Below are 21,640 nucleotides of genomic sequence, written 5' to 3'. Positions count from 1 at the left end.
TACGAAGATCCACTCACATCGATAAACCCCGGCAGCCGGTGGCGGGGCGGGGGTGGGGAGGATGGGGGCATGCGTGTACTCGTGGCCGAGGACGAGCGGGACCTCGCCCGGCTCGTCGCCGTCGGCCTGCGCCGGGCCGGATTCGCCGTCGACACCGTCCACGGCGGCGACGACGCCCTGGAGCGGCTCGACCTGTACGCGTACGACGTCCTCGTCCTCGACCGCGACCTGCCCCGAGTCCACGGCGACGACGTCGCCCGGCGGCTCGTCGCCGCCGGTTCCCCGACCCGGATCCTCATGCTCACCGCCGCCACCGCCGTCGAGGACCGGGTCGACGGCCTCGACCTGGGCGCCGACGACTACCTGGGCAAGCCCTTCGAGTTCCCCGAGCTCGTCTCCCGCGTACGAGCCCTGCGCCGCCGCTCCGCCCGCCCGCCGCTGCCGCCGCTCCTGGAGCGGGACGGACTGCGGGTCGACACCGTCCGGCGGACCGCCACCCGCGACGGCCGGGACCTCGACCTCTCCCCCAAGGAGTTCTCCGTCCTCCAGCTCCTCCTGGAGGCCGACGGGGCGGCCGTCTCCGCCGAAGAGCTCCTCGAACGCGCCTGGGACGTCCACACCGACCCCTTCACCGGAGCGGTACGGGTCTGCATGAGCAAGCTGCGCGCGAAGGTCGGGGAGCCAGGGCTGATCCGGACCGTGCAGGGCGTGGGGTATGTGTTGTGAGCGAGCCTCTGCTGGGGTCGGGGTCCACCATCAGGACCCGGATCGCGCTCGTCTACGGCGGTGTCTTCCTGGTCCTCGGGGCCCTCCTGCTCCTCCTTGTGAACCTGCTGGTCAGGGCCGGTACGGACGGGGAGGCGGACGCGATCGTCGCGCGGGCCGACGAGGTCGCCGTCGTGGAGGCGTACCGGCTCGGCGACGACATCAGCGCGGCCGCCGGCGACCAGATGCTCATGTGGTCCTGCCTGGCCCTGGTCATCATGGCCTGCGGCGCCGTCGTCGTCGGCTGGTGGACCGCCGGGCGGGTCCTGCGGCCCGTGCACGAGATGACCGCCCGGGCGCGGCGGCTCTCCGAGCGGAACCTGCACGAGCGGATCGCGGTGACCGGACCTGACGACGAGCTGAAGGAGCTCGGCGACACGATCGACGCGCTCCTCGGCCGCCTGGAGACGGCCTTCGACAGCCAGCGCCGCTTCATCGCCAACGCCTCGCACGAACTGCGTACCCCACTGGCCACGCAGCGCGCCGCCATCCAGGTGGGGCTCGACGACGACTGCGAGGTCCGGCAACTGCTCCTCGACACCAACCGCCGCAGCGAACGGCTCATCGACGGGCTGCTGCTCCTCGCACGGAGCGAGCGGGGGCTCGCGGAGCGGGAGGACGTGCCGCTGGGAGAGGTCGTCGCGGAGGCGTACGAGGACGCGCAGGTGGTCCTCGACGGGGGTGTCGTACGGGGGAGCCGGGTGCTGCTCGGGCAGCTCGTCCGGAACCTCGTCGCGAACGCGGTCGCGTACAACCTGCCGGAGGGCGGGACCGTCGACGTACGCGTCGGGGGCGGGGTGCTGACCGTGGTCAACACCGGGCCCGCCGTCCCTCCGGACCAGGTCGCCGGGCTCTTCGAACCCTTCCGGCGGGGCGAGGGCCGGGACCGGATGGGGCCGGGCGCCGGGCTCGGCCTCTCCATCGTGCGGTCCATCGCCACCGCGCACGGCGGCGCCGTGACGGCGGTGGCGCGGGGCGCGGAGGCGGGTGGTGGGCTGGTGGTGACGGTGACCCTGCCGGTCACCGTCACCCCTGCTGCCGCTTAGAACTCCAGGCCGTCGAGCAGCCCGCGGTAGAACGCCGGGTGCGCCGTCTCGACCGGGGTCGCGCCGGGGAAGTACGCGGCCGTACGAGGCGTGCCGTCGAGCTTCCGGAGGAAGTCGAAGGCCTTGTTGTCCTCCTCGCCCCAGGCCACGAACCGCCAGTGCAGCGGACGGTCCGCCGCCTCGCCCAGCGCCTGCGTGGCCGCCGTCTTCGACTCCGGCGCGCCGTCGGTCTGGAAGACGACCAGGGCGGGCCGGGTCGGGTCGGCCTTCTCGTGGTGGGCGAGGACCTCCTCCACGGCGCGGTGGTAGTTGGTCCGGCCCAGGCGCCCGAGGGTGCCGTTGATCTCCTCGACGCGGGTGGGCGTGAGGTCGGCGGGGGTGAGCTCGACGGTGCCGTCGATGTCCGTGGAGAAGAACACCGTGGTGACGGTGGCGTCCTCGTCGAGGTGCGCGGCGAGCGCCACGGTCTGCTCGGCGAGACGCTGCACGGAGCCGTCCTTGAAGTACCCGCGCATCGAACCGGACCGGTCCACCACGAGGTACACGGCGGCCCGCGCCCCGGTGAGCCCCTGCTTCTTGAGCACGGCCCCGGCGGCCTTGTAGGCGTCCGTGAGGTGCGGGGCGACGGCCTTCACCTGGGTGAGGGGGAGCGCGGGCACGGCGGCGGAATCGGTGTCCGCGTCCGCGTCCGTGTCGGTGTCGGCGTCCGTGGCCGTGGCCGTGGCCGTGTCGGCTTCGCCGACGTGCGCCTCGGCGGCGACGGCCTCGGCCTCGGCCTCGGCCTCGACCTCGGCCTCGGCCGGGCTCGCGTCGTCGGCCGCGACGACCGCCTCCGGCTCCGCCGGGGTGGCGGGCGCGTCCGCCTGCGGCGTCGCCTCGGCGGCCACGGGCTCCGCCGCGGCTTCCTGCTCCTCCGGAGCGTCGGCCGCAGCGGCGGCCGGGTTCGTGTCGTCGGCGTCCGTCTCCACCGGCTCGGCCTCAGAGGCAGCCGCCTCGACGGCAGTCACCGCCTCCGGCTCCGCCGGGGTGTCGGTCGCCTCGGAGGTCGCGGGCTCCGCCGCGCCCTCCTGCTCCTCCGGAGCGTCGACGGTGACGGCCGCCTCGGGCTCGGCCTCCGCCTCCTGCTCCTGCGGGGCGGTTTCGGCGGCGACCTCGGCCGGCTCGGCCTCGGCGGCAGCCTCCGCCTCCGGCTCCGGCTCCGGCTCTTGCGGGGCGGTGTCGGACGCGGCGGCGTCCTCCGCGACGGCTGCCGCCTCCGGCTCCGCCGGGGTGGCCGGGTCCGTGTCGGCCACCGTGGCCGGCGCCGCTTCCGGCTCGGCGGTCTCGGTGGCGGGCGCCTCCGCGGTCACTGCCTCCGCCTCCGGCTCCACCTCGCCCTCGGGCGCGGCCGGTTCGGCGGTCTCGACCGTGGCGGCAGGCGCGTCAGCGGTCACTGCCTCCGGCTCCGTCCGCTCCTCGGCCTCGGCCTCGGCCGCGGAGGCGGCCGGCTCGGCAGCCTCGACCGCAGCGGCGGGCGCCTCCGCCTCCGGCGCCTCGACCGTCTCGGTCGCCGTCTGAGATGCCCCGACCACCGTCGCCGTGTCCGACGTCTCCGCCGACGCCTCGACTGCCGTCTCGACCGCCGTCTGCGACGTCCCCCCGCTCCGCGCCTTCGGCACCTGCGGGTTGTCGAACGACGCCGCCACCAGGTCGTCCGCCGCGCGGCGGGCCGCGGCTTCCTCGGTGTCACCGGACGGGGACGTGGACGTGTCCAGAGACGCGGACGTGTCCGCGGACGAGGCCTCACGCGTCTGGGGCGGGACGGAGGTCGCCGGGGAGTCCTCGCGGTCCCGGCCGAATACCTTGCGCAGCATGCTCCGAATACCCATGGGCGAACCCTTTCGCATGAGTGGGGTGCAGTGTGAATGTCCGTACTGGGCGTTTCGGGACGTTCATCCCTGGCCAGGGCGGACACGTAAGGTTAGCGGCCACCCCCTCCCTCCTCCGTGACCCGGTCGCCTCCGCTTGCCGTGCATTCATCCGGCGTTCACTCCGCCGCCGCCCCTGTGCAGGTGTGCGCACATAGCGTCACCGCCGAAGGATTCCCGACACCATGTCGGCGCAGCGTTGCGCCGGAGGAGGACGAAGTGCGCAAACTGCTGCCGCTGCTGAGCACGAACCCCCACGGAGGCGGCCGTTCCGCTCTCACCTGTCGGTTCCGGTGTGGTGACGCCTGCTTCCACGAGGTGCCCAACACCAGCGACAACGAGTACGTCGGCGACGTCATAGCCGGCGTGCTCTCCCGCCGTTCCGCCCTGCGCGCCGCCGCCGTCGTGACGGTCGCCTCCGCCGCCGGTGGTGCCGTCGTCCTCGGCAGCGCGCCGGAGGCCGTCGCCCGTCCGCAGAAGCCCGGTTCCGGCAAGGCCGACGGCGCCCGCGGCCTCCGCTTCGCCCCGGTCGCGCCCAACACGGCCGACCAGGTCACCGTCCCCGCCGGCTACTCCCAGAACGTCGTCATCCGCTGGGGCGAGCCGATCCTCCGCGGCACCCCCGCCTTCGACTCGGAGAAGCAGACCGCGAAGGCCCAGGCCGGCCAGTTCGGTTACAACAACGACTTCCTCTCCCTGCTGCCGCTGCGCGGGGAGCACCACCGCCAGGTCCTCGTCGCCAACCACGAGTACACCGACGAAGTCCTGATGTTCCGCGGCTACGACTCCGAGAACCCGACCCGCGAGCAGGTCGAGATCGCCTGGGCCGCGCACGGCCTGTCGGTCGTCGTCGTCCAGGAGGAGCACCGCTCCGGCAAGCTGACGCCCGTCACCCGCCACCACCTCAACCGGCGCCTGCACACCACCAGCGAGTTCGAGCTGACCGGCCCCGCCGCCGGCAGCGACCTGCTGAAGACGAGCGTCGACCCCGAGGGCCGTACCGTCCTCGGCACGCTCAACAACTGCGCCGGCGGCACCACCCCGTGGGGCACCACCCTCCACGGCGAGGAGAACTTCAACCAGTACTTCGCGTACGGGAGCTCCGCCACCGACAAGCGGTACGGGGTCGGGACCGGTGCCTCCGAGCGCAAGTGGGAGCGGTTCGACAAGCGCTTCGACCTCCGCCAGGAGCCCAACGAGGTGCACCGCCAGGGCTGGGTCGTCGAGCTCGACCCGTACGACCCGGAGTCCACGCCCCGCAAGCGCACCGCGCTCGGCCGCTTCAAGCACGAGGCCGCGCAGCCCCGTCTCACCGAGGACGGCCGCCCGGTCGTCTACATGGGCGACGACGAGCGCTTCGACTACTTCTACAAGTTCGTGTCTTCGAAGCGGATGAAGAAGGGGAACTCGCGGGCCGCCCGCGAGCACAACCTCACGCTCCTCGACGAGGGCACGCTGTACGTCGCCAAGCTGACCGGCGACTCCCCGGCCGTCGAGATCGACGGCACCGGCAAGCTCCCGAACGACGGCGAGTTCGACGGCTCCGGCCAGTGGATCCCGCTCGCGACCGGCGACGTCTCGCACGTCCCCGGCATGACCGCCGAGGAGGTGTACGTCTTCACCCGCCTCGCCGGTGACAAGGTCGGCGCCACCAAGATGGACCGCCCCGAGGACGTCGAGCCGTCCCCGCGCAGCGGCCGCGTCTACGTCGCGCTCACCAACAACACCAACCGCGGCAAGGCCGGTTACGCCCCCGCCGACGAGGCCAACCCGCGCAACCTCAACAAGCACGGGCAGATCCTGGAGCTCGCCGAGCACTGGGACGACCCCGCCGCCGACGGCTTCGCCTGGCGTCTCTTCCTCGTCGCGGGCGACCCGAACGACCCGGCCACCTACTTCGCCGGCTACCCCAAGGAGAAGGTCTCCCCGATCTCCTGCCCGGACAACGTGGCCTTCGACCCGCACGGCAACCTGTGGATCTCCACGGACGGCAACCAGCTCGGCTCGCACGACGGCCTGTTCGGCGTCGCCACCCACGGCGAGCGCCGCGGTGAGCTCAAGCAGTTCCTGACCGTGCCGAGGGGCGCCGAGACCTGCGGCCCGATCATCCAGGACCGCCGCGTCCTGGTCGCCGTGCAGCACCCGGGCGAGCTCGACGGCGCCTCCGTCGAGAACCCGAAGTCGGAGTGGCCCGACGGCCCCGGGAAGATCGTCCGCCCGTCGGTCGTCTCCGTCTGGCGCACGGACGGCCGCGACATCGGCGTCTGATGACGCCGGGACGGCCCGGGGGTGGAGAGCCTCACTCCACCCCCAGGCCCTCCCTGAACCTCACGAACTGCTCCTCCGGGTCCCCCGTGTACGCCCACGGCACCCACGCCGCCCGGGTGCCGAGCATCCCGAGCACCGCCCGCGCGATCTCCACCTGGCCCGCGTAGCAGGCCGCGTGGCCGAGGAAGTTGAGGTCCGCGACCTCCTCCGGGGCCACCGGGCGCTCCGGGTCCCGGCCGCCGATCCACCGCGCGTACGTGCGGCGCAGCTCCGTGACCGCCAGCTCGTGCTTCCAGTGCTGGTCGAAGCCCCGCACCGGACCCCGGCCGAGCGCCCCGTCCGCGATGTACCGGTACTCCTCGACCCGGGCCACCTGGACGAGCACCGGCAGCGGGGAGCCGGGCGGGGCCACGCCCGCCGCGTCGCGCGCGAAGTCGTACATGCTGCCGTGCGTGCCGTGCCACCGCGCCGACCAGTAGCGCAGCACCTGGATGTGCCCTTCCGTGTTGTACGGGTCGCGACGCCGCAACTCGTCGAACCAGTGCCGTAGTTCGCGGCGCGCCACCCCGCCCTCGTACAGCCGGGCCACGGAGAGCAGCGACACCCACGGCATGGGGTCGGCGGGGGCCGCCTCTGCCGCGCCGCGGCAGGCGTCGACGGCGGCGTCGATCCGGCCCCGTTCGAGGGCGGCGCCCCGGCCGGCCGCGATGGCCGCGTCGAAGACCCGGACGACCTCGGTCGCGGCGCGCAGCACGGCGGCGTCGGGGTTGCCGGGCTCGGCGGCCCGCCAGGTCTCGACGGTGGAGCTGCCGGCGGCGGCGTGCGAGAGGAGCCGGAGCCGGTGGGTGCGGCGCGCCCAGTCGTCGCCGGTCGCGGCGAGCAGGTTCCGTACGCCCTGCCAGCGGCCTATGACGATGTCGTGGCGGGCTTCGGTGAGGGCGCGGTCGCCGAAGTCCGGGTCGAAGTCGGGCGCGAAGCGCTCCGCTCGTGCCGAGCGCGCGGAGCGGCGGCGTACGGCCATGGGGCCTCCTTCGGTTCGGCTGCCGTCAGAAGTCGCTGCGTTCTCTGCATTCGGAACGACGGGTCAGAAGTCGGTGGCGTAGCTCTTGTCGTGGGCGCCCGTGCGGGCGTGCGGGGTGGCCGGGCCGGAGTCCTCGGTGGCGGCGAGCGCGCGGACGGCGTCCAGGCGGGCCGGGCGGTAGTAGTCGCTGCCCTTCCGCCAGTACACGAGCAGCGGCACGACGCCGAGGAGCAGTCCGCCGAGGCCGATGGTGAGGGCGGTCGTGGAGAGTTCGCCGAGGGACTCGACGAAGCACCAGAGCATGAAGCCGGAGCCGAGCAGCGGCCACAGCCCGCCGAGGACCAGGTTCCGTACGGAGCGCAGCAGCAGCGACTTGTAGGCGACGACGGCGGCGATGCCCGCGAGGCTGTAGTAGAAGGCGATCTGGAGTCCGATCGCGGCGACGGCGTCGCTGAGGATCCGCTGGACGGACTCGGCGGCCGCGGCGGCCACGAACATGAGGAGCGCGGCGCCGCCGACGGCGGCGATCGCGACCCACGGGGTGTTCCAGCGGCGGTGCACGGTGCCGAGCGCGGCGGGCAGGGTGCGGTCGCGGCCCATCGCGAAGAGCGAGCGGGTGACCTGGAGGAGGGTGGTCTCCAGGGTGGCGACGGTCGACAGGACGACGGCCACGACGAGGAGTTTCCCGCCGATGCCCGGCCAGATCTCCTGGCCGAGGACGGCGAGGACGTTGGGCCCCGCGGTACGGATCTCGTCGGCGGTCAGCAGGACGTTCACGGCGACGGTGAAGGCCTCGAAGAGGACGAAGACGAATCCGACGCCGACGAGCGCGGCGAGTCCGGCGGTGCGGCGGCTGTTCCGGGTCTCCTCGCTGAGGTTGCTGGTGACGTCCCAGCCCCAGTAGTAGAAGGCGGCGATCAGGGCGCCGGCGGCGAAGCCCTGCGGGCCGCCGAACTGGTCGAACCCGAACCAGGACCAGTCGAAGGCGGTGGCCCGCCCCCGGTGCAGGACGGCGGCGAGGACGAAGCCGACGAGGATCAGCATCTCGACGCCCGACATGACGAGTTGGGCCCGCACGGTGAGGCGGGCGCCGCCCAGGACGACGAGCAGCATCATCAGGAACCAGCCGGCGCCGACGGCCGCGGCGAGCGGGGTGTGGTCGGCGAGGTCCGGGTCGATCAGGGAGAGCGTGAGGGAGCCGGCGGGCAGGGAGCCGGCCACCATGAAGACGGTGGCGGCGAAGACGAGCGCCCAGCCGGAGAGGAAGCCGAGGAAGGGGTGGAGGGTGCGGCCCACCCAGGAGTATCCGGCGCCGGCGTTGACGTCGATCCGGCCGAGACGGGCGTAGGCGAGGACGATGCCGAGCATGGGTATCGCGCAGTAGAGCAGGGCGGCGGGCCCGGCGTAGCCGACGGCGCCGAAGAGGACCGCGGTGGTGGCGGCGAGCGAGTAGGCGGGCGCGCTGCCCGCCACGGCCATCACGATCGTGTCGAAGGTGCCGAGGACATTGGGCTGGAGCCCTCTGCTGTGGATGGTGCGCATGGCGGGTCCTCGGGGCGGGGGGGTGAGGCAGGGCGAAGTGGCCCGTCCGCCGTGCCGATTGCCGACGGCGGCGGGCGCGGATCACGGTGAATCACGGTGAATCGAGCGCATCGTAGTCGCCCGGGTGGCTTCCGGTAACGGTGGTGGGGAGGGTTCCGTTCCGTGACCGCCGGTAAGTTCTCCCGTACGCCCCCCGGGGAGGGTTTACCGCAGGTCGGGACCGGCGATGGCGCGGGCCGCGCGGACCTCCTGGCGGAGCGGTTCGAGGACTCCGTTCTCGTCGCCGGGGAGCTCGGTGCGGACCCCCACGAGGGTGTCGGTGGAGCGCAGTCCTTCGGAGAGTTCGCGCAACTCCCGCTCCACGGCGGTGACCTCCGCCGCGTCGGGGGGCGGGGCGCCGTGGCTGACGCGGATCCGGGCCGCGGTCGTCGCGTCGACGATCCGCTCGACGGCGACGACGAGCGGCCACCAGGCGGCGGCCCGGGGGCCGGTGGGCGGCGGTTCGGTCAGTGCGCGCTGGAACTCGGAGCGGACGGTCGACAGGTCCCGGTAGAGCTTCCGGCGGGCCCGGTGGCGGACGGCCTGCCCGTCCTCCGTCCCGGGGGCGAAGGCGCAGCGCACGTACGCGGCGGTGTCGGCGACCGAGTCGGCGAGCCGGTCGCCGATCCGGGTGTGCCAGGACTCGGGCCAGAGGAGGTAGCCGGCGATCAGGGCGATCGCGCAGCCGATGAGCGAGTCGTAGAGGCGGGGCATGACGAGGTCGAAGCCCTGCTGGTTGAGGGTGTCGGAGAGCAGCAGGATGACCGGGGTGATGGCCGCGGTCTGGAAGGCGTACCCCTTCGCGGAGAAGGCCGGGATGAGGGCCGCGAGCGCCATCATCACGGGCACGTCCCACCAGCCTCTCGGGACCTCGGCGAGGACGAGGGCGGCGAGGACGAGTCCCGCGGCGGTGCCGAGGGCGCGGAGCACGGCCCGGGAGAAGACCGAGCCGAAGTCGGGCTTCATGACGAAGGTGACGGTGAGCGCCACCCAGTACGAGCGGGGCACGGGGATCAGCGAGACGAAGGCCTGGGCGAGGCCGATGCAGAGTGCGAGCCGCAGCCCGTACCGCCAGGACGCCTCGGAGAGGAGGACGGCGCGGCCGGCCCGGCGGGCCCGGACGCGGAGCGCGGCGGGGCGGCCGAGCCGGTCGTCGACGTTGTAGGGGTCGGGCTCCGTCTTGTGGACGACGGTCGCCGCGTGGCGCAGGGCGTGGTCGACGGCCTTCTCGGCGGGCCGTTCGGGGGCGGGCAGGTCCAGGACGGGGGTGCCGGTGCGGCCCTCCTCGACGGCGTCGGCGAGCTCCCGTACGGCGGCCGGGATCGCGGCGGGCAGCGGGCCGATGAGCCGGGCGCGGAGGTGGGCGGCGGGGGCGGCCTCCAGGAGCGGGACGAGGACGTTGAGCTGGGCGAGCAGCCGGACCAGGTTGGGCGCGCGGCCGTGCTGTCGGGTGCGGCGGGCGAGGATCAGGTCGTAGGAGTGGTTGAGGGAGGCGGTGACGGCCTGCCGTTGTTCGTCGTACGCGGCGGTGCCGGTGGCCTCGTAGAGCTCGGCGACGGCCCGGTAGGTGGCGGCGACGGCGGTGCGTTCGGGGGCGGCGCGGCGCAGGGGCCAGCCGAGGAGGGCGAGGAGGAGGACGAAGAGCCCGCCGAGGGTGAGGAGCAGGGGCGCCTTCCACCACGGCCCCGGCACGGAGAGGCCCGCGCCGATGACGCAGTTGAGGAGGAGCAGGAGACCGGAGACGGAGGCGACCGCGCCGATCGAGGAGATCATCCCGGAGACGAGCGCGACGAGGGTGAGGGCGGCGACGGCGAACCAGCCGTGGCCGAAGACGAGGGTGCCGAGGGTGACGCCGAGGGCGCCGAAGAGCTGCGGCACGGCGATGTTGAAGACCCGCATCCGGTAGGCGTCGGCGGTGTCGCCGATGACTCCGGAGAGGGCGCCCATGGAGACGAGGGCCCCGTAGGCGGGCTGTCCGACGGCGAGCCCGACGGCGAGCGGTGCGGAGAGCGCGACGGAGGCGCGGACGACGGCGGCCCAGGGGATGGGGGCGGGGGCGGGGCGGAGCCCGGCGGTGAGCCAGGTGGGCGGGGTGAGCCGTACGGGCCGAGCGGGGCGTGCCATGCCCTCCAACGTACTGGCCCGGCCGGGGGACGCGGTGCCCGCTCCGGTCACCCGCTTTGGCTGCCCGCTCGGGTCAGCCGCTCGGCTCACCCGCTCCGGCTGCCCGCTCGGGTCAGCCGCTCCGGCTGCCCGCTCGGGTCAGCCGCTCCGGTCAGCCGCTCCGGCTGCCCGCACCGGTCAGCCGCTCCGGCCGCCCACGACGAGGTCAGTTGCGGTAGGACTCGACCTCGGAGGCCGGGCGGACGGCCGCCGTGTCCGGGTCCTCGCCGAACTCCGCCTTGGCACGGCGCTGCCGCAGCAGGTCCCAGCACTGGTCGAGCCGGACCTCAAGCTCGGCGAGCCGGTCGCGCTCCTCCGGGAGGAGTCCGCCCGTGCGCTGCCGCAGGACGCGTTCCTCCTCGACGAGGGCGCCGATGTCGTCCAGGATCTCCTCGTTGTCCATGCCTTCCAGCGTGGCCGATCAGCGCTCGCCGCGCAGGTCGAGATCGGCGAGGACGGCCCGGTGGTCGGAGCCCACGAGGTCGAGGAAGCGGATGCCCCGGACGCTGAAGTCCCGGCTGACCAGGACGTGGTCGATCTGGACGAACGGCGGCAGGGGGCCTTCCATCGGCCAGGTGGGGGTGCGGCTCGCGTCCGCGAGACGGGCGGCGTCCTGGAGGTACCCGGCGTCGAGGATCGCGCGGAAGGCCGCGTGGTCCTGGGAGGCGTTGAAGTCTCCGGCGATCAGCAGCGGCCCGGGGTCCGGCCGGGCGGCGGCGGCCTCGATCCGGCCGAGCTCCCGCTTCCAGGGGCCCACCTGGCCCGGCATCGGCGGCAGCGGGTGGGCGAGTTGCAGGCGTACGGGCACTCCGGCGATCTCGGCGGTGGCGCCCGGCATGCCCATGGCCGCCGGGATGACCCGCTCGTCGGTCAGCGGGTAGGCGCTGAGCAGGACGGAGCCGACGGATCCGTCGGCGTCGACCGAGGCGTGGTGGGGGAGTTCGGCGGCGAAGGCGGTGGTGAGGGCGCGGCCGCACGCGCGGTCGCACTCCGACACGAACACGAGCTGGGGGCGCTCGCGCCGGACCGCCTCGATCAGGGTGCCGGTGGCCTGGCTGAACTCGACGTTGGCGGCGAGCACCCGGACCCGGGCGAGGGGCAGGCCGTTGGAGATGACGAGCTGCGGCATGTAGGGCAGGGAGCTCCAGCCGGTGGCGGCGAGGACCACGACGGCCGTGAAGGCGAGGACGCGGCGCCGGGCGGCGGCGGCGAGGAGCACCCCGAGCCCGGCGGGCACCGCGAGCCAGGGCAGCAGGGAGAGCAGCTGCGGTACGGGGGTGACCCCGTCCGTGTCGAAGATCCGGCAGCCGCTGATCAGGGCGGGCACGACGAGGAGCAGCCCCGCGGCCCAGGCGGTGAGGCGGTGCCTGTGCCGGAGGGGCGGCTCGTCGGGCTTCTCGGGCGAAGGAGTGTTCGTGCTCGTGCTCGTCACGGGTGCGGCTGGGGCAGGGGCTCGGTCCACGCCCTTCAGTGTCGCAGGGCCTGCGCGATCTCCGCCGTCGTGGCGCCCGAGAGCGTCCGATTGCTGCGTGCCGTGCCGGACTTGGACCCTCCCGGCTCGACGCCGTCGATGCTGAGGACGACCGCGTCGAGGAGATTCCCTTCGCCGTCACGGAAGTTGACCATGACCGTGTAGTCGGCGTTCTTGTCCTGCGGGTTGGTCGCGGTGATCTCGGCGACCGTGCGGTCCCCGTCGATGCTCGTCGCCCCGGCCTTCACGTCGCCGGTGGCGTTCACCCCGTCCTTGACCTCGTTCATCTTCTCCTCGGCGGCCGAGGCGACGGCGGCCGTGGCGGAGGAGACGATGTCACCGGCCGTCTCCTTCGCGGCGTCGCAGCCGGTGACGGTGACGGCGAGGAGTGCGGAGGCGGCGAGGGCGATTCCCGTGGCGCGTCGGCGCGGGTGCTGCGCGCTTCCCGTGGCGCGTCGGCGCGGGTGCTGTGCTCTCATGGGCGGCCGCCTCAGAACGTCTCGGCGCGGCCGTAGGCCTCGTCCGTGGCCAGGGCCCAGATCACGAAGATCGAGATGGCCATGGAGAAGAGCGCCCACCACGGCTGGTACGGCAGGAAGAGGAACTGGAGGAGGACGTTGAGGGAGGCCAGCGCGATGCCGGTGACCCGTCCCCACTCGGCGCCCTTGAGGATGCCGTAGCCGGCGACGGTGAGGATGACGCCGAGGATCAGGTGGATCCAGCCCCAGGTGGTGAGGTTGAACTTGAAGACGTAGTCGCCGACCCGGGTGTAGACGTCGTCCTTGGCGATACCGGCGATGCCCTGGAAGACGTCCAGGAATCCGGTGACCAGCATGAGGACACCGGCGAAGAGGGTGCCGCCGGTGGCCCAGGCGCCGGAGGTGCTCGGATTGCGGGGTGCGGTGTTCTGGCTCATGACCCCATCGTGGGAGCGTTCGTACGATTCCGAACTTTCAGCTGGGCCGAACGAGTGAGCGGAGGTAGGAGTCGAGTACGGCGTCGAACTCCTCGGGCCGCTCCAGGTTGGGCAGGTGCGCGGCCCGCTCGATCACGGCGAGCGTGGCGTGCGGGAGCAGCGCGTGCATCTCCTCCGCGTCCGCGACCGGGGTGTACGTGTCGTCCCGGCCGACCACGACGAGCGCGGGCACGGCGACCGTGGTGAGCGACTCCCGGTAGTCGGGCCGCTCGGCCCGGCCGCGCAGGGCGGCGGCGGCGCCGACCGGGTCGGTCGCGCACATCATGCGGTGGACGTGCGGCGCGGCATGCGTGTTGTACGGGGCGACCATCCGGTCCAGGACCTCGTCGGCGTACTCCCGCATCGCGTCCGCGCCTCCGGCGAGCAGCCGGTCGGCCATGGCGTTCCGGGCGGCCCTGCCCTCCTCGGTCTCGGCGGCGGGGAAGGTGTCGGCGAGGACGAGGCCCCGGACGCGCTCCGGGTGGCGGCGGTGGAGCTCCATGGCGATCTGGCCGCCCATGGAGAGGCCGGCGACGACGCACTCGTCGATGCGGAGGTGGTCGAGGAGGCCGACGAGGTCCTCGGCGAAGACGCCGAGGTCGGTGGAGGCGGGGCCGGTGGAGGCGGGGCCCGTCGAGGCGGGGTACGCGCCGAGCGGGGTGATGCCGTAGCCGCGCAGGTCGGGGGCGATCACCCGGTGCGTGCGGGAGAAGCGGTCGAGCTGCGGCCGCCACATGGAGTGGTCGAACGGATGGCCGTGGACGAGGAGGAGCGCGGGGCCGGAGCCGCGCTCCTCGTAGGCGATCGGGGTGTCGTCGATCTGTGCGAAGTCCATGGTCGGAGGCTAGGCGTGGCCAACTGCTCGGTGCAATGAGATCTTTGCTCTCGGTGCAATAGGGGGAGGGGTCGCCATGGAGGAGTACCGCAGGATCGCGGACCGGGTCGAGGCCGCCGTGCGGGACGGTCGGCTGAGCCCCGGTGACCGGCTGCCGCCACAGCGGGTGTTCGCCCGCCGCCACGGGATCGCGAACTCGACGGCGATCCGCGTCTACGGGGAGCTGGCCCGCCGGGGCCTGGTCGTCGGGGAGGTCGGGCGCGGCACCTTCGTCCGGGCCGCGCCGCCGCTGCCCGGGCCCGCGCTCGCCGAGGCCACCGGGGCCGCGCCCGTCGACCTCCAGCTCAACTACCCGGTCGCGGAGGGGCAGTCGGAGCTGATGGCCCGCGCGCTCGCGGCGCTCTCCCGGCCCGACGTGCTGGCCGAGGCCGTCTCGGGACCGGCCGCCGCCACCGGCACCCCGGAGGCCCGGGAGGCGGCGGTGTCCGTCCTCGCCCGGCCGGGCTGGGCGCCGGACCCCGAGAGCGTCCTCTTCGCGGGGAACGGCCGCCAGGCCATCGCGGCGGCACTCTCCGCGCTCGTCCCGCCCGGCGGCCGCCTGGGTGTCGAGACGCTTACGTATCCGCTGGTCAAGGCGGTGGCCGAACGGCTCGGGATCCGGCTGGTGCCGCTCGCCCTCGACGACGAGGGGGTACGGCCGGAGGCGCTCGCGGCGGCCCACCGGGCGACCCCGCTGGCCGCCGTATACCTCCAGCCGACCCTGCACAACCCGCTCTCCGTGACCGCGGGGGAGGGCCGGCGGACCGAACTGGCCGAACTGCTGCGCCGCCTGGAGCTGACGGCCGTCGAGGACACCACCTGGGCGTTCCTGCTGCCGCCCGGGCCCGTGCGGCGCGGCGCACCGGACCCGCGGGCCGCACCGGTGCCGCCGTCCGGGCCCGCCCCGCACGGCGTGCCCGCCCCGCATGGCGCACTCGCCCCGCATGGCGCACTCGCCCCGCATGGCGCACTCGCCCCGCATGGCGCATCCGCCCCGCATGGCGCGCCCGCCCCGCACGGCGCGCCCGCCCCGCACGGCGCATCCGCCCCGCACGGCGCATCCGCCCCGCACGGCGCATCCGCCCCGCGTGGCGCGCCTGCGCCCCTCGCCGCGTACGCCCCCGAGCGGGTCGTTCTGGTGGACAGCCTCTCCAAGCGGCTCGCCCCCGGGCTGACCGTCGGCTATCTCGTCGTGCCCGGGCGGCTGCGTACGGCGGTGGCGGAGGCGCTGCGCTCCGGGGCCTGGACGGCGGGCGGGCTCGCGCTCGCGGCGGCCACCCGCTGGGCCGGGGACGGCACGGTCGCCGAGGCCGTCGCGGTCAAACGCGCGGAGACGGAGGCCCGGCACGCCCTGGTCCGGCGCCACCTCGGCGGATACGCGGTACGGACCTCCCCGCACGCCTACTACTGCTGGTGGGAGCTGCCCGCGCCCTGGCGGGCGGAGACCTTCGCGGCGGCGGCGGCCGAGCGCGCGGGGGTCGCGGTCACCCCCGGGAGCGCCTTCGCGGTGGGCCCGGGATCGGCCCCGGACGCGATCCGGGTGGGCCTCGCCTCACCGCCCCGCGCGGTGCTCGACGGGGCGCTCGCCCGTCTCGCGGCGCTGGCCGCCGAAGGGGCCTGAGCCCGCGGGTGCCCCGCTGCCCCGGTCGGGGCGGGGGCCTCTTACCCTTGCCTCCCTTATTCTGGATATGTAGAGTCCAGGATCATGAGGATGAGCGAAGGCGTGGAGTGGGCGCTGCACAGCTGCCTGAACCTGGCCTGGATCGGGCCGGAGCGGGCGGTCACCGCCGCGCGGCTCGCGGCCTACCACGAGCTGCCCGCCGCCTACCTCACCAAGCAGCTCCAGGCGCTCGCCCGCGCCGGGATCGTCACCTCGGTCTCCGGCCCCAAGGGCGGCTTCCGGCTGGCGCGGGCCCTGGACCGGATCACGCTCATGGATGTCGTCGCCGCGGTCGAAGGCCCTGATGAGGCCTTCCGCTGCACCGAGATCCGGCAGCAGGGTCCGGGGGCGGGGCCGTCGGAGTCGTACGCCGCCGAGTGTGCCATCGCCGGGGCGATGGGGCGGGCCGAACTGGCCTGGCGGCGGGAGCTCATGGCCCAGACCCTGGACGGCGTCCGGGAGCGGGCGGAGCTCCAGGCGCCGGCCGCGCCCGACCGGCTCCGCCGCTGGTTCGCCAACGTCTGACACAAGCGTCCTCCCCGCGTGGGAGGGCCTTCGAGGGGGTTATTCTGGATGTTAGATATCCAGGTTAAGGGGTCTGATCGCGAGGTCGGTCGTAGGGCCGGTCGTGGGTCCGGCGGGCCCGCCGTCGCCGCCGTCACACTCGGCATCTTCACCGTCATGACCGCCGAACTGCTGCCGGTCGGACTGGCTCACCCCGGCCGCCGCCGACCTGTCCGTCACCGAGGGCGCCGCGGCCCTCATGGTGACCGTGCCCGGCCTCGTCGCCGCCGTCGCCGTCGGGGACACGACCACCGCCGGCGCCGGGCTGCTGCTCCTCTGGGGGCTCGCCTACGGCGGGGTCCCGGTCGCGCTCCAGTCCTGGTTCATGGCCGCGGCCCCCGACGACCTGGAGGCCGCCACCGGCCTCAACGTCAGCGTCTTCTGCCTCGCGATCGCCCTCGGCGCCCTCCTCGGCGGGCTGCCGGCCGACGCGTACGACCTCACCGCGGTGCTCCTGGCGGGCGCCGCGCTCACCCTGGCCGCCGCCCCGGTGGCCGCACTCTCCGGAAGGAACGCCCCCTCATGAACGACCGCACGCCCATGAACGACCACACTTCCGCCGACGACCTCACCTCCGCCGACGACCGCACTTCCACCGCCGACCGGCGCACCATCACCAACCCCGCCACGCTCCACGACCCCACCCCCTTCGGCTACAGCCACGCCGTCTCCGCGCCCGGCGAACTCGTCTTCATCGCCGGCCAGTACGCCTCCGACGCCGCCGGAGCCCCCGTCCCCGGGGACTTCGCCGCCCAGGTCGAGCTCTCCCTCACCAACCTGCGGCACGCCCTGGAGGGGGCCGGCCTCGGTCTCGCCCACGTCGTCCGCCTCGGCTCGTACGTCGTCGAGCACGACCTCGCCAAGCTGGAGGTCCTCGGCAGGGCCCTGCACGCGCACTTCGGCGAGCGGCTGCCCGCGCAGACCCTCAGCGGGGTCGCTGCGCTCGCCCTGCCGGGCATGCTCTTCGAGATCGACGCCGTCGCCGTACGCCCGGCCGAGGAGACACCTCGGGGCGCCTGATCCACTTGCGGGGCGCCCGGCGGGGGTGTGCCCTGGAGGGTGCGGGAACCAGGGGGGCGAGAGACGAAGGAGCTCCTGCCATGGCCGCACACGCAGCGGTGTCCACCGGGCGCCGGTTCAGTACGCACGGCTGGGGATTCCCGGTCACGATCGGTGTCCTGTACGGCCTCTACGCCTCGACGGTCGCGCGCCAGGGCGGTCCGACCACCCTCGGACAGCTGTGGCTCGGCCTTGTCTCCGCCATCGTCCTCGCCGTGGCGATCCACATGCTCCACCGCTTCGGCCGCGCCCTCCCCCGTGAGCTGCGTGCTGCCGCGTGGGGCTCCCTGTCGGGGATCGCCGTCGGCTTCCTCTTCAGCCTGTCCGACGCCAGCATCCTGTCGTCGAGCGGGCTCGGACTGGCCGTCGCCGCGGTCAACACGCTCGGCGCCTACTACGTGTACTACACCCACGAGGACGCCGTCGGCCGGCCCGCGCCGTACTGACGGCGCCCCGCGGCCCGGCGGCGCCGGTGGTACGAGGCGGCGACGGCGGCGACGAGCACCGGCCAGGCGAGCAGGGGCGCGTAACAGGCGACGAGCAGGGCCTCCTGGGCCGCGGAGGCGGGGATGCCGGGCCCCAGGTCCGCGTACGAGGCGTACACGCCCCACCCGGCGATCGCGCACAGCCCCGCCACGCCGGCGAAGGCCGCGCCCGTCGCGGCGGCCGGGTTCACCCGGCGCCCGCCCAGGAAGGGCATCCACCGGGGGAAGACCTCGCCCCAGGAGCGGACGAGCCCCAGGGTGAGGAAGGCGAGCAGCTCGGAGACGACGCTGAGCGAGACGACGTACACGGACTCGCCGAAGTTCATCGAGCCCAGCTCGGCGTCCTGCGTGACCGGCAGCCCGGCGACGAGGGCGAGGCGCCACAGCCCGGAGGGAAGGGTGACGAGCGGGACGGCGTGGGCGGCGAGGACGGCCCAGCGGGGCACGTCGGGAAGGGCCTTGATCTTCAGCATGCGTCCAGCGTCCCGCCGCCCCCCGGGGCGGGGCGTCGCCCCGGCGGCCGGTCCTCCTCCGCCGCGCGGCGGAGAGACACTCCTCCGTCCGACTCCCGCCCGCTTCCTCCGCCCGACGCCCCGGCTCCTCCGCCCGACGCCCCGGCTCCTCCGCCCGCCCCCTTCCCGACCCGCCCCCGCCTCTTCCAGCCGCCCCGCCGGCCTGGCGATCCCGCGCGGTGCGACGGAGACTGGGAGGAGCGCTCTCTTTCCGATAGTCCCGTAGTCCCGTAGTCCCGTAGCCCCGGACAGCCGCGGAGGAACGGCATGACCGACCTCGCCATCGAGACCGAGGGCCTGGTCAAGGTCTTCGGCACGAACCGCGCCGTCGACGGCATCGACCTGCACGTCCCCGCCGGGACCGTCTACGGCGTCCTCGGCCCCAACGGCGCCGGCAAGACCACCGTCGTCAAGATGCTCGCCACCCTCCTCCGCCCCGACGGCGGCCGGGCCAGCGTCTTCGGCAAGGACGTCGTCGGGGACGCCGACACCGTGCGCGGCCGGGTCAGCCTCACCGGCCAGTACGCCTCCGTCGACGAGGACCTGACCGGCACCGAGAACCTGGTCCTGCTGGGCCGGCTGCTCGGCCACACCCGCCCCGACGCCCGCGAGCGCTCCGCGCAGCTGCTCGGCGCGTTCGGGCTCGCGGACGCCGCCGACAAGCAGATCAAGAACTACTCGGGAGGCATGCGGCGCCGCATCGACATCGCCGCGTCCATCCTCAACACCCCCGACCTGCTCTTCCTCGACGAACCGACGACCGGGCTCGACCCGCGCAGCCGCAACCAGGTCTGGGACATCGTCCGCGCGGTGGTCGCCCAGGGCACCACGGTCATGCTGACCACCCAGTACCTCGACGAGGCGGACCAGCTGGCGTCCCGTATCGCCGTCATCGACCACGGAAAGGTGATCGCGGAGGGCACCAAGGGCGAGCTGAAGGCCTCCGTCGGCTCGGGTTCGGTGCACGTACGGCTCCGGGATCCCGAGCAGCGCCCGGCGGCCGAGCGGGTCCTCCGGGGCGCCCTGAACGCCACCGTCCAGCTCGACGCGGACCCGGTCGCGCTCACCGCCACCGTCAACGGCCACGGGACGGACCTGGGCGCCTCCGAACAGGCCGCGCGCGCCCTCGCCGAACTCGCGAGGTCCGGGATCACGGTCGACAACTTCGGGCTCGGGCAGCCCAGCCTCGACGAGGTCTTCCTCGCCCTCACCGACCGGAAGGGAACGACGGCATGACCACCGTCACCACCGGCAAGGACACGCAGACGACCGAGGCCCTCGACTTCGTCGCCCCGAAGGCGGACGAGCTCGCGGCGCTGTTCGTGGGACGGTCCCGTCCGCCGCGCCCCAGCGCGCTCTCCGCGTCGCTGACCTTCGGCTGGCGGGCCATGCTCAAGATCAAGCACGTGCCGGAGCAGCTGTTCGACGTGACGGCGTTCCCGATCATGATGGTGCTGATGTACACGTACCTCTTCGGGGGCGCGCTGGCCGGCTCGGTCTCGGAGTACATCCAGTTCCTGCTGCCGGGCATCCTCGTCATGAGCGTCGTGATGATCACGATGTACACGGGCGTCTCGGTCAACACCGACATCGAGAAGGGCGTCTTCGACCGCTTCCGGACCCTGCCGATCTGGCGGCCCGCGCCGATGGTCGGCTATCTCCTCGGTGACGTCGTCCGCTATCTGATCGCCTCGGCGGTCATGCTCACGGTCGGCGTGATCATCGGCTACCGGCCGGACGGCGGGATCGCCGGCGTCCTGCTCGGCGTCGCGCTGCTGCTGGTGTTCTCGTTCGCGTTCTCGTGGATCTGGACGATGTTCGGTCTGCTGCTGCGCAGCGAGAAGTCCGTCATGGGCGTCTCGATGATGGTGATCTTCCCGCTCACCTTCCTCTCCAACGTCTTCGTCGACCCGAAGACGATGCCGGGCTGGCTCCAGGCCTTCGTGAACAACAACCCGGTGACCCACCTCGCGACCGCGGTCCGCGAACTGATGGCGGGCCGCTGGCCGGGCGTGGACATCGCCTGGACACTGGGCTGGTCGGCCCTGTTCGTGCTGGTCTTCGGCTGGTTCACGATGCGGCTGTACAACCGCAAGTAGTGGGCCGGTTGACCTTCCCCGCGGGGGAAGGCCCAGCATCGGCGGTGCCGGAGGCCGACGGGGCGTCCGGTACGGGGAGGTGGCACGCCGGTGGAACGGCTCATGACGATCGGGGAGTTCGCCCGCGCGTCCCGGCTCTCCGCCAAGGCGCTGCGCCGCTACGACGAGCTCGGCCTGCTGACGCCGGCCCGCGTCGACGCGTACACCGGCTACCGGTACTACGCCGGGGCGCAGGTGGAGCGGGCGCGCCTGGTGGCCTGGCTGCGGCGGATCGGGATGCCGCTCGTCGAGGTCCGGGACGTGTGCGTGCTGCACGGTACGGATCCGGGGGCGGCGGCCCGCACGGTCCGCGCCTACTGGGCGCGGGTCGAGGCGGAGACGGCGGCGCGGCGGGATCTGGCGGCCTCCCTGGTGGACCGGTTGGGAGGACCCACGGACATGACGACGACGATGACGACGACGCACGCACGGCCCTACGGGCTGCGCTCCGCCGCGCTCTCGGAGCGCGGACGGGTGCGGGAGACGAACCAGGACCGGGCGCACGCCGGACCGCGGCTGCTGGCCGTCGCGGACGGCTACGGGGCGGCGGGGGAGCGGGCCGCGACGGCCGCCCTCGCGGAGATCGAGGCGCTGCTCCCGGCGCCCGACCGGGCCGGGGACCTGCTGAACGCTCTGGAGGACGGCGTCCGCCGCGCGGACGCGGCGGTCGGGGCGGCGGCGCCCGGCTCGGGGACGACCCTGACGGCCGGGGTGTGGACGGGCGACCGGCTCGCGCTCGCCCATGTCGGGGACGGGCGGGCGTATCTGCTGCGGGGCGGGGAGCTCAGGCGCCTCACCCGGGACCACACCGTCGTCCAGGAGCGGGTGGAGGCCGGTGAGCTCGACCCGGCGGAGGCGGCGGCGCACCCGGACCGGGCGCTGCTCCTGCGGGCCCTCGACGGCGCGGGCGGCAGCCCCGTACCGGATCTGAGCCTGTACGAGGGGCGGCCCGGCGACCGCTGGCTGCTGTGCACGGACGGCCTCTCGGCGGTCGTGCCGGAGCCGGAGCTCCACACCGTCCTCGCGGCGGGTTCCGGTCCCGAGGACACGGTCCGGGCGCTCGCCGCCCTGGCGCTGGCCGAGGCCGACGGGCGGGGCGGCCCGGACAACGTGTCGTGCGTGGTGGCGGACGTCGTCTAGGGGATTTCCAGGGTCTGTCCGGCCCTGATCC

21 protein-coding genes are annotated in these 21,640 nt (G+C 74.0%); 11 read left to right on the top strand and 10 right to left on the bottom strand.

The features are described from left to right. Positions 1-69: 69 nt before the first annotated feature. Both OG361_RS19515 and OG361_RS19510 read left to right on the top strand, forming a co-directional pair. Entirely contained in the window at positions 70-726 is a 657-nt protein-coding gene (locus tag OG361_RS19515) for a response regulator transcription factor (RefSeq protein ID WP_405855255.1), read from the top strand. Continuing rightward, on the top strand, positions 723-1,811 hold the full coding sequence (locus OG361_RS19510; protein ID WP_405855253.1) for a sensor histidine kinase: 1,089 nt from the start codon (positions 723-725) through the stop codon (positions 1,809-1,811). The genes OG361_RS19515 and OG361_RS19510 overlap by 4 nt, the downstream gene beginning before the upstream one ends. Here OG361_RS19510 and OG361_RS19505 read toward each other — a convergent pair. Then, entirely contained in the window at positions 1,808-3,679 is a 1,872-nt protein-coding gene (locus OG361_RS19505; RefSeq protein WP_405855251.1) for a VWA domain-containing protein, read from the bottom strand. The two genes, OG361_RS19510 and OG361_RS19505, sit on opposite strands and share 4 nt — an antisense overlap. Positions 3,680-3,937: 258 nt before the next feature. On the opposite strand from OG361_RS19505, the gene OG361_RS19500 reads away from it, so the two are divergent. Beyond that, positions 3,938-5,986: a PhoX family protein gene (locus tag OG361_RS19500; protein WP_405855249.1), complete on the top strand. Its 2,049-nt coding sequence runs from the start codon at positions 3,938-3,940 to the stop codon at positions 5,984-5,986. 31 nt (positions 5,987-6,017) lie between these two features. On the opposite strand, the gene OG361_RS19495 is transcribed toward OG361_RS19500, so the two are convergent. The 8 genes from OG361_RS19495 to OG361_RS19460 form a co-directional block, all read right to left on the bottom strand. Then, on the bottom strand, positions 6,018-7,007 hold the full coding sequence (locus tag OG361_RS19495) for a hypothetical protein (protein WP_405855247.1): 990 nt from the start codon (positions 7,005-7,007) through the stop codon (positions 6,018-6,020). A 63-nt stretch (positions 7,008-7,070) separates the two neighbouring features. Further along, positions 7,071-8,549, bottom strand: a complete 1,479-nt coding sequence (locus OG361_RS19490) for an APC family permease (RefSeq protein WP_405855246.1) — start codon at positions 8,547-8,549, stop codon at positions 7,071-7,073. Between the two features lie 204 nt (positions 8,550-8,753). Next, positions 8,754-10,712 carry an FUSC family protein gene (locus OG361_RS19485; RefSeq protein WP_405855244.1) on the bottom strand — a complete coding sequence of 653 codons (1,959 nt, stop codon included), beginning with the start codon at positions 10,710-10,712 and terminating at the stop codon, positions 8,754-8,756. 205 nt (positions 10,713-10,917) lie between these two features. After that, the gene (locus tag OG361_RS19480) at positions 10,918-11,154 is read right to left on the bottom strand and encodes a DUF2630 family protein (protein WP_405855242.1); all 237 of its coding nucleotides are present in this window, start codon (positions 11,152-11,154) and stop codon (positions 10,918-10,920) included. A gap of 18 nt (positions 11,155-11,172) precedes the next feature. Continuing rightward, positions 11,173-12,213 carry an endonuclease/exonuclease/phosphatase family protein gene (locus tag OG361_RS19475; protein WP_405855240.1) on the bottom strand — a complete coding sequence of 347 codons (1,041 nt, stop codon included), beginning with the start codon at positions 12,211-12,213 and terminating at the stop codon, positions 11,173-11,175. A 5-nt stretch (positions 12,214-12,218) separates the two neighbouring features. After that, a complete protein-coding gene (locus OG361_RS19470) occupies positions 12,219-12,701 on the bottom strand; it encodes a hypothetical protein (RefSeq protein WP_405855239.1) in 483 nt (160 codons plus the stop codon). Positions 12,702-12,712: 11 nt separating this feature from the next. Next, positions 12,713-13,138 carry a hypothetical protein gene (locus OG361_RS19465; protein ID WP_405855237.1) on the bottom strand — a complete coding sequence of 142 codons (426 nt, stop codon included), beginning with the start codon at positions 13,136-13,138 and terminating at the stop codon, positions 12,713-12,715. A gap of 37 nt (positions 13,139-13,175) precedes the next feature. After that, a complete protein-coding gene (locus OG361_RS19460; RefSeq protein WP_405855235.1) occupies positions 13,176-14,012 on the bottom strand; it encodes an alpha/beta fold hydrolase in 837 nt (278 codons plus the stop codon). A 76-nt stretch (positions 14,013-14,088) separates the two neighbouring features. Here OG361_RS19460 and OG361_RS19455 point away from each other — a divergent pair, with 76 nt between their 5' ends. The 5 genes from OG361_RS19455 (at position 14,089) to OG361_RS19435 (ending at position 17,780) form a co-directional block, all read left to right on the top strand. Continuing rightward, positions 14,089-15,672 carry a PLP-dependent aminotransferase family protein gene (locus OG361_RS19455; RefSeq protein ID WP_405855233.1) on the top strand — a complete coding sequence of 528 codons (1,584 nt, stop codon included), beginning with the start codon at positions 14,089-14,091 and terminating at the stop codon, positions 15,670-15,672. A gap of 90 nt (positions 15,673-15,762) precedes the next feature. Further along, complete coding sequence (locus tag OG361_RS19450) at positions 15,763-16,236, top strand: RrF2 family transcriptional regulator (protein WP_405862346.1); 474 nt, start codon at positions 15,763-15,765, stop codon at positions 16,234-16,236. A gap of 238 nt (positions 16,237-16,474) precedes the next feature. Continuing rightward, a complete protein-coding gene (locus OG361_RS19445; protein ID WP_405855231.1) occupies positions 16,475-16,801 on the top strand; it encodes a hypothetical protein in 327 nt (108 codons plus the stop codon). A gap of 14 nt (positions 16,802-16,815) precedes the next feature. Continuing rightward, complete coding sequence (locus tag OG361_RS19440) at positions 16,816-17,295, top strand: RidA family protein (protein WP_405862344.1); 480 nt, start codon at positions 16,816-16,818, stop codon at positions 17,293-17,295. Positions 17,296-17,375: 80 nt separating this feature from the next. Then, positions 17,376-17,780, top strand: coding sequence for a hypothetical protein (locus OG361_RS19435; protein WP_405855229.1), 405 nt, complete (start codon positions 17,376-17,378; stop codon positions 17,778-17,780). On the opposite strand, the gene OG361_RS19430 is transcribed toward OG361_RS19435, so the two are convergent. Then, positions 17,738-18,292, bottom strand: a complete 555-nt coding sequence (locus OG361_RS19430) for a hypothetical protein (protein ID WP_405855227.1) — start codon at positions 18,290-18,292, stop codon at positions 17,738-17,740. The genes OG361_RS19435 and OG361_RS19430 overlap by 43 nt on opposite strands. 306 nt (positions 18,293-18,598) lie before the next feature. Between OG361_RS19430 and OG361_RS19425 the strand changes: the two genes are divergently transcribed. The 3 genes from OG361_RS19425 to OG361_RS19415 all read left to right on the top strand — a co-directional run bounded on the left by OG361_RS19425 (position 18,599) and on the right by OG361_RS19415 (position 21,609). After that, positions 18,599-19,567 carry an ATP-binding cassette domain-containing protein gene (locus OG361_RS19425; protein ID WP_405855225.1) on the top strand — a complete coding sequence of 323 codons (969 nt, stop codon included), beginning with the start codon at positions 18,599-18,601 and terminating at the stop codon, positions 19,565-19,567. Beyond that, the gene (locus OG361_RS19420) at positions 19,564-20,430 is read left to right on the top strand and encodes an ABC transporter permease (RefSeq protein ID WP_384560608.1); all 867 of its coding nucleotides are present in this window, start codon (positions 19,564-19,566) and stop codon (positions 20,428-20,430) included. Before OG361_RS19425 ends, OG361_RS19420 begins: the two co-directional genes overlap by 4 nt. Positions 20,431-20,532: 102 nt before the next feature. Further along, positions 20,533-21,609 carry a MerR family transcriptional regulator gene (locus OG361_RS19415; RefSeq protein ID WP_405855223.1) on the top strand — a complete coding sequence of 359 codons (1,077 nt, stop codon included), beginning with the start codon at positions 20,533-20,535 and terminating at the stop codon, positions 21,607-21,609. Positions 21,610-21,640: the final 31 nt, after the last annotated feature.

The sequence above is a fragment of the Streptomyces sp. NBC_00090 genome, from assembly GCF_045160815.1.
In the GTDB taxonomy this organism is placed as follows: Bacteria; Actinomycetota; Actinomycetes; order Streptomycetales; family Streptomycetaceae; genus Streptomyces.
The sequence above is the reverse complement of the archived record's forward strand: the minus strand, read 5'-3'. Positions and strand labels throughout refer to the sequence as shown.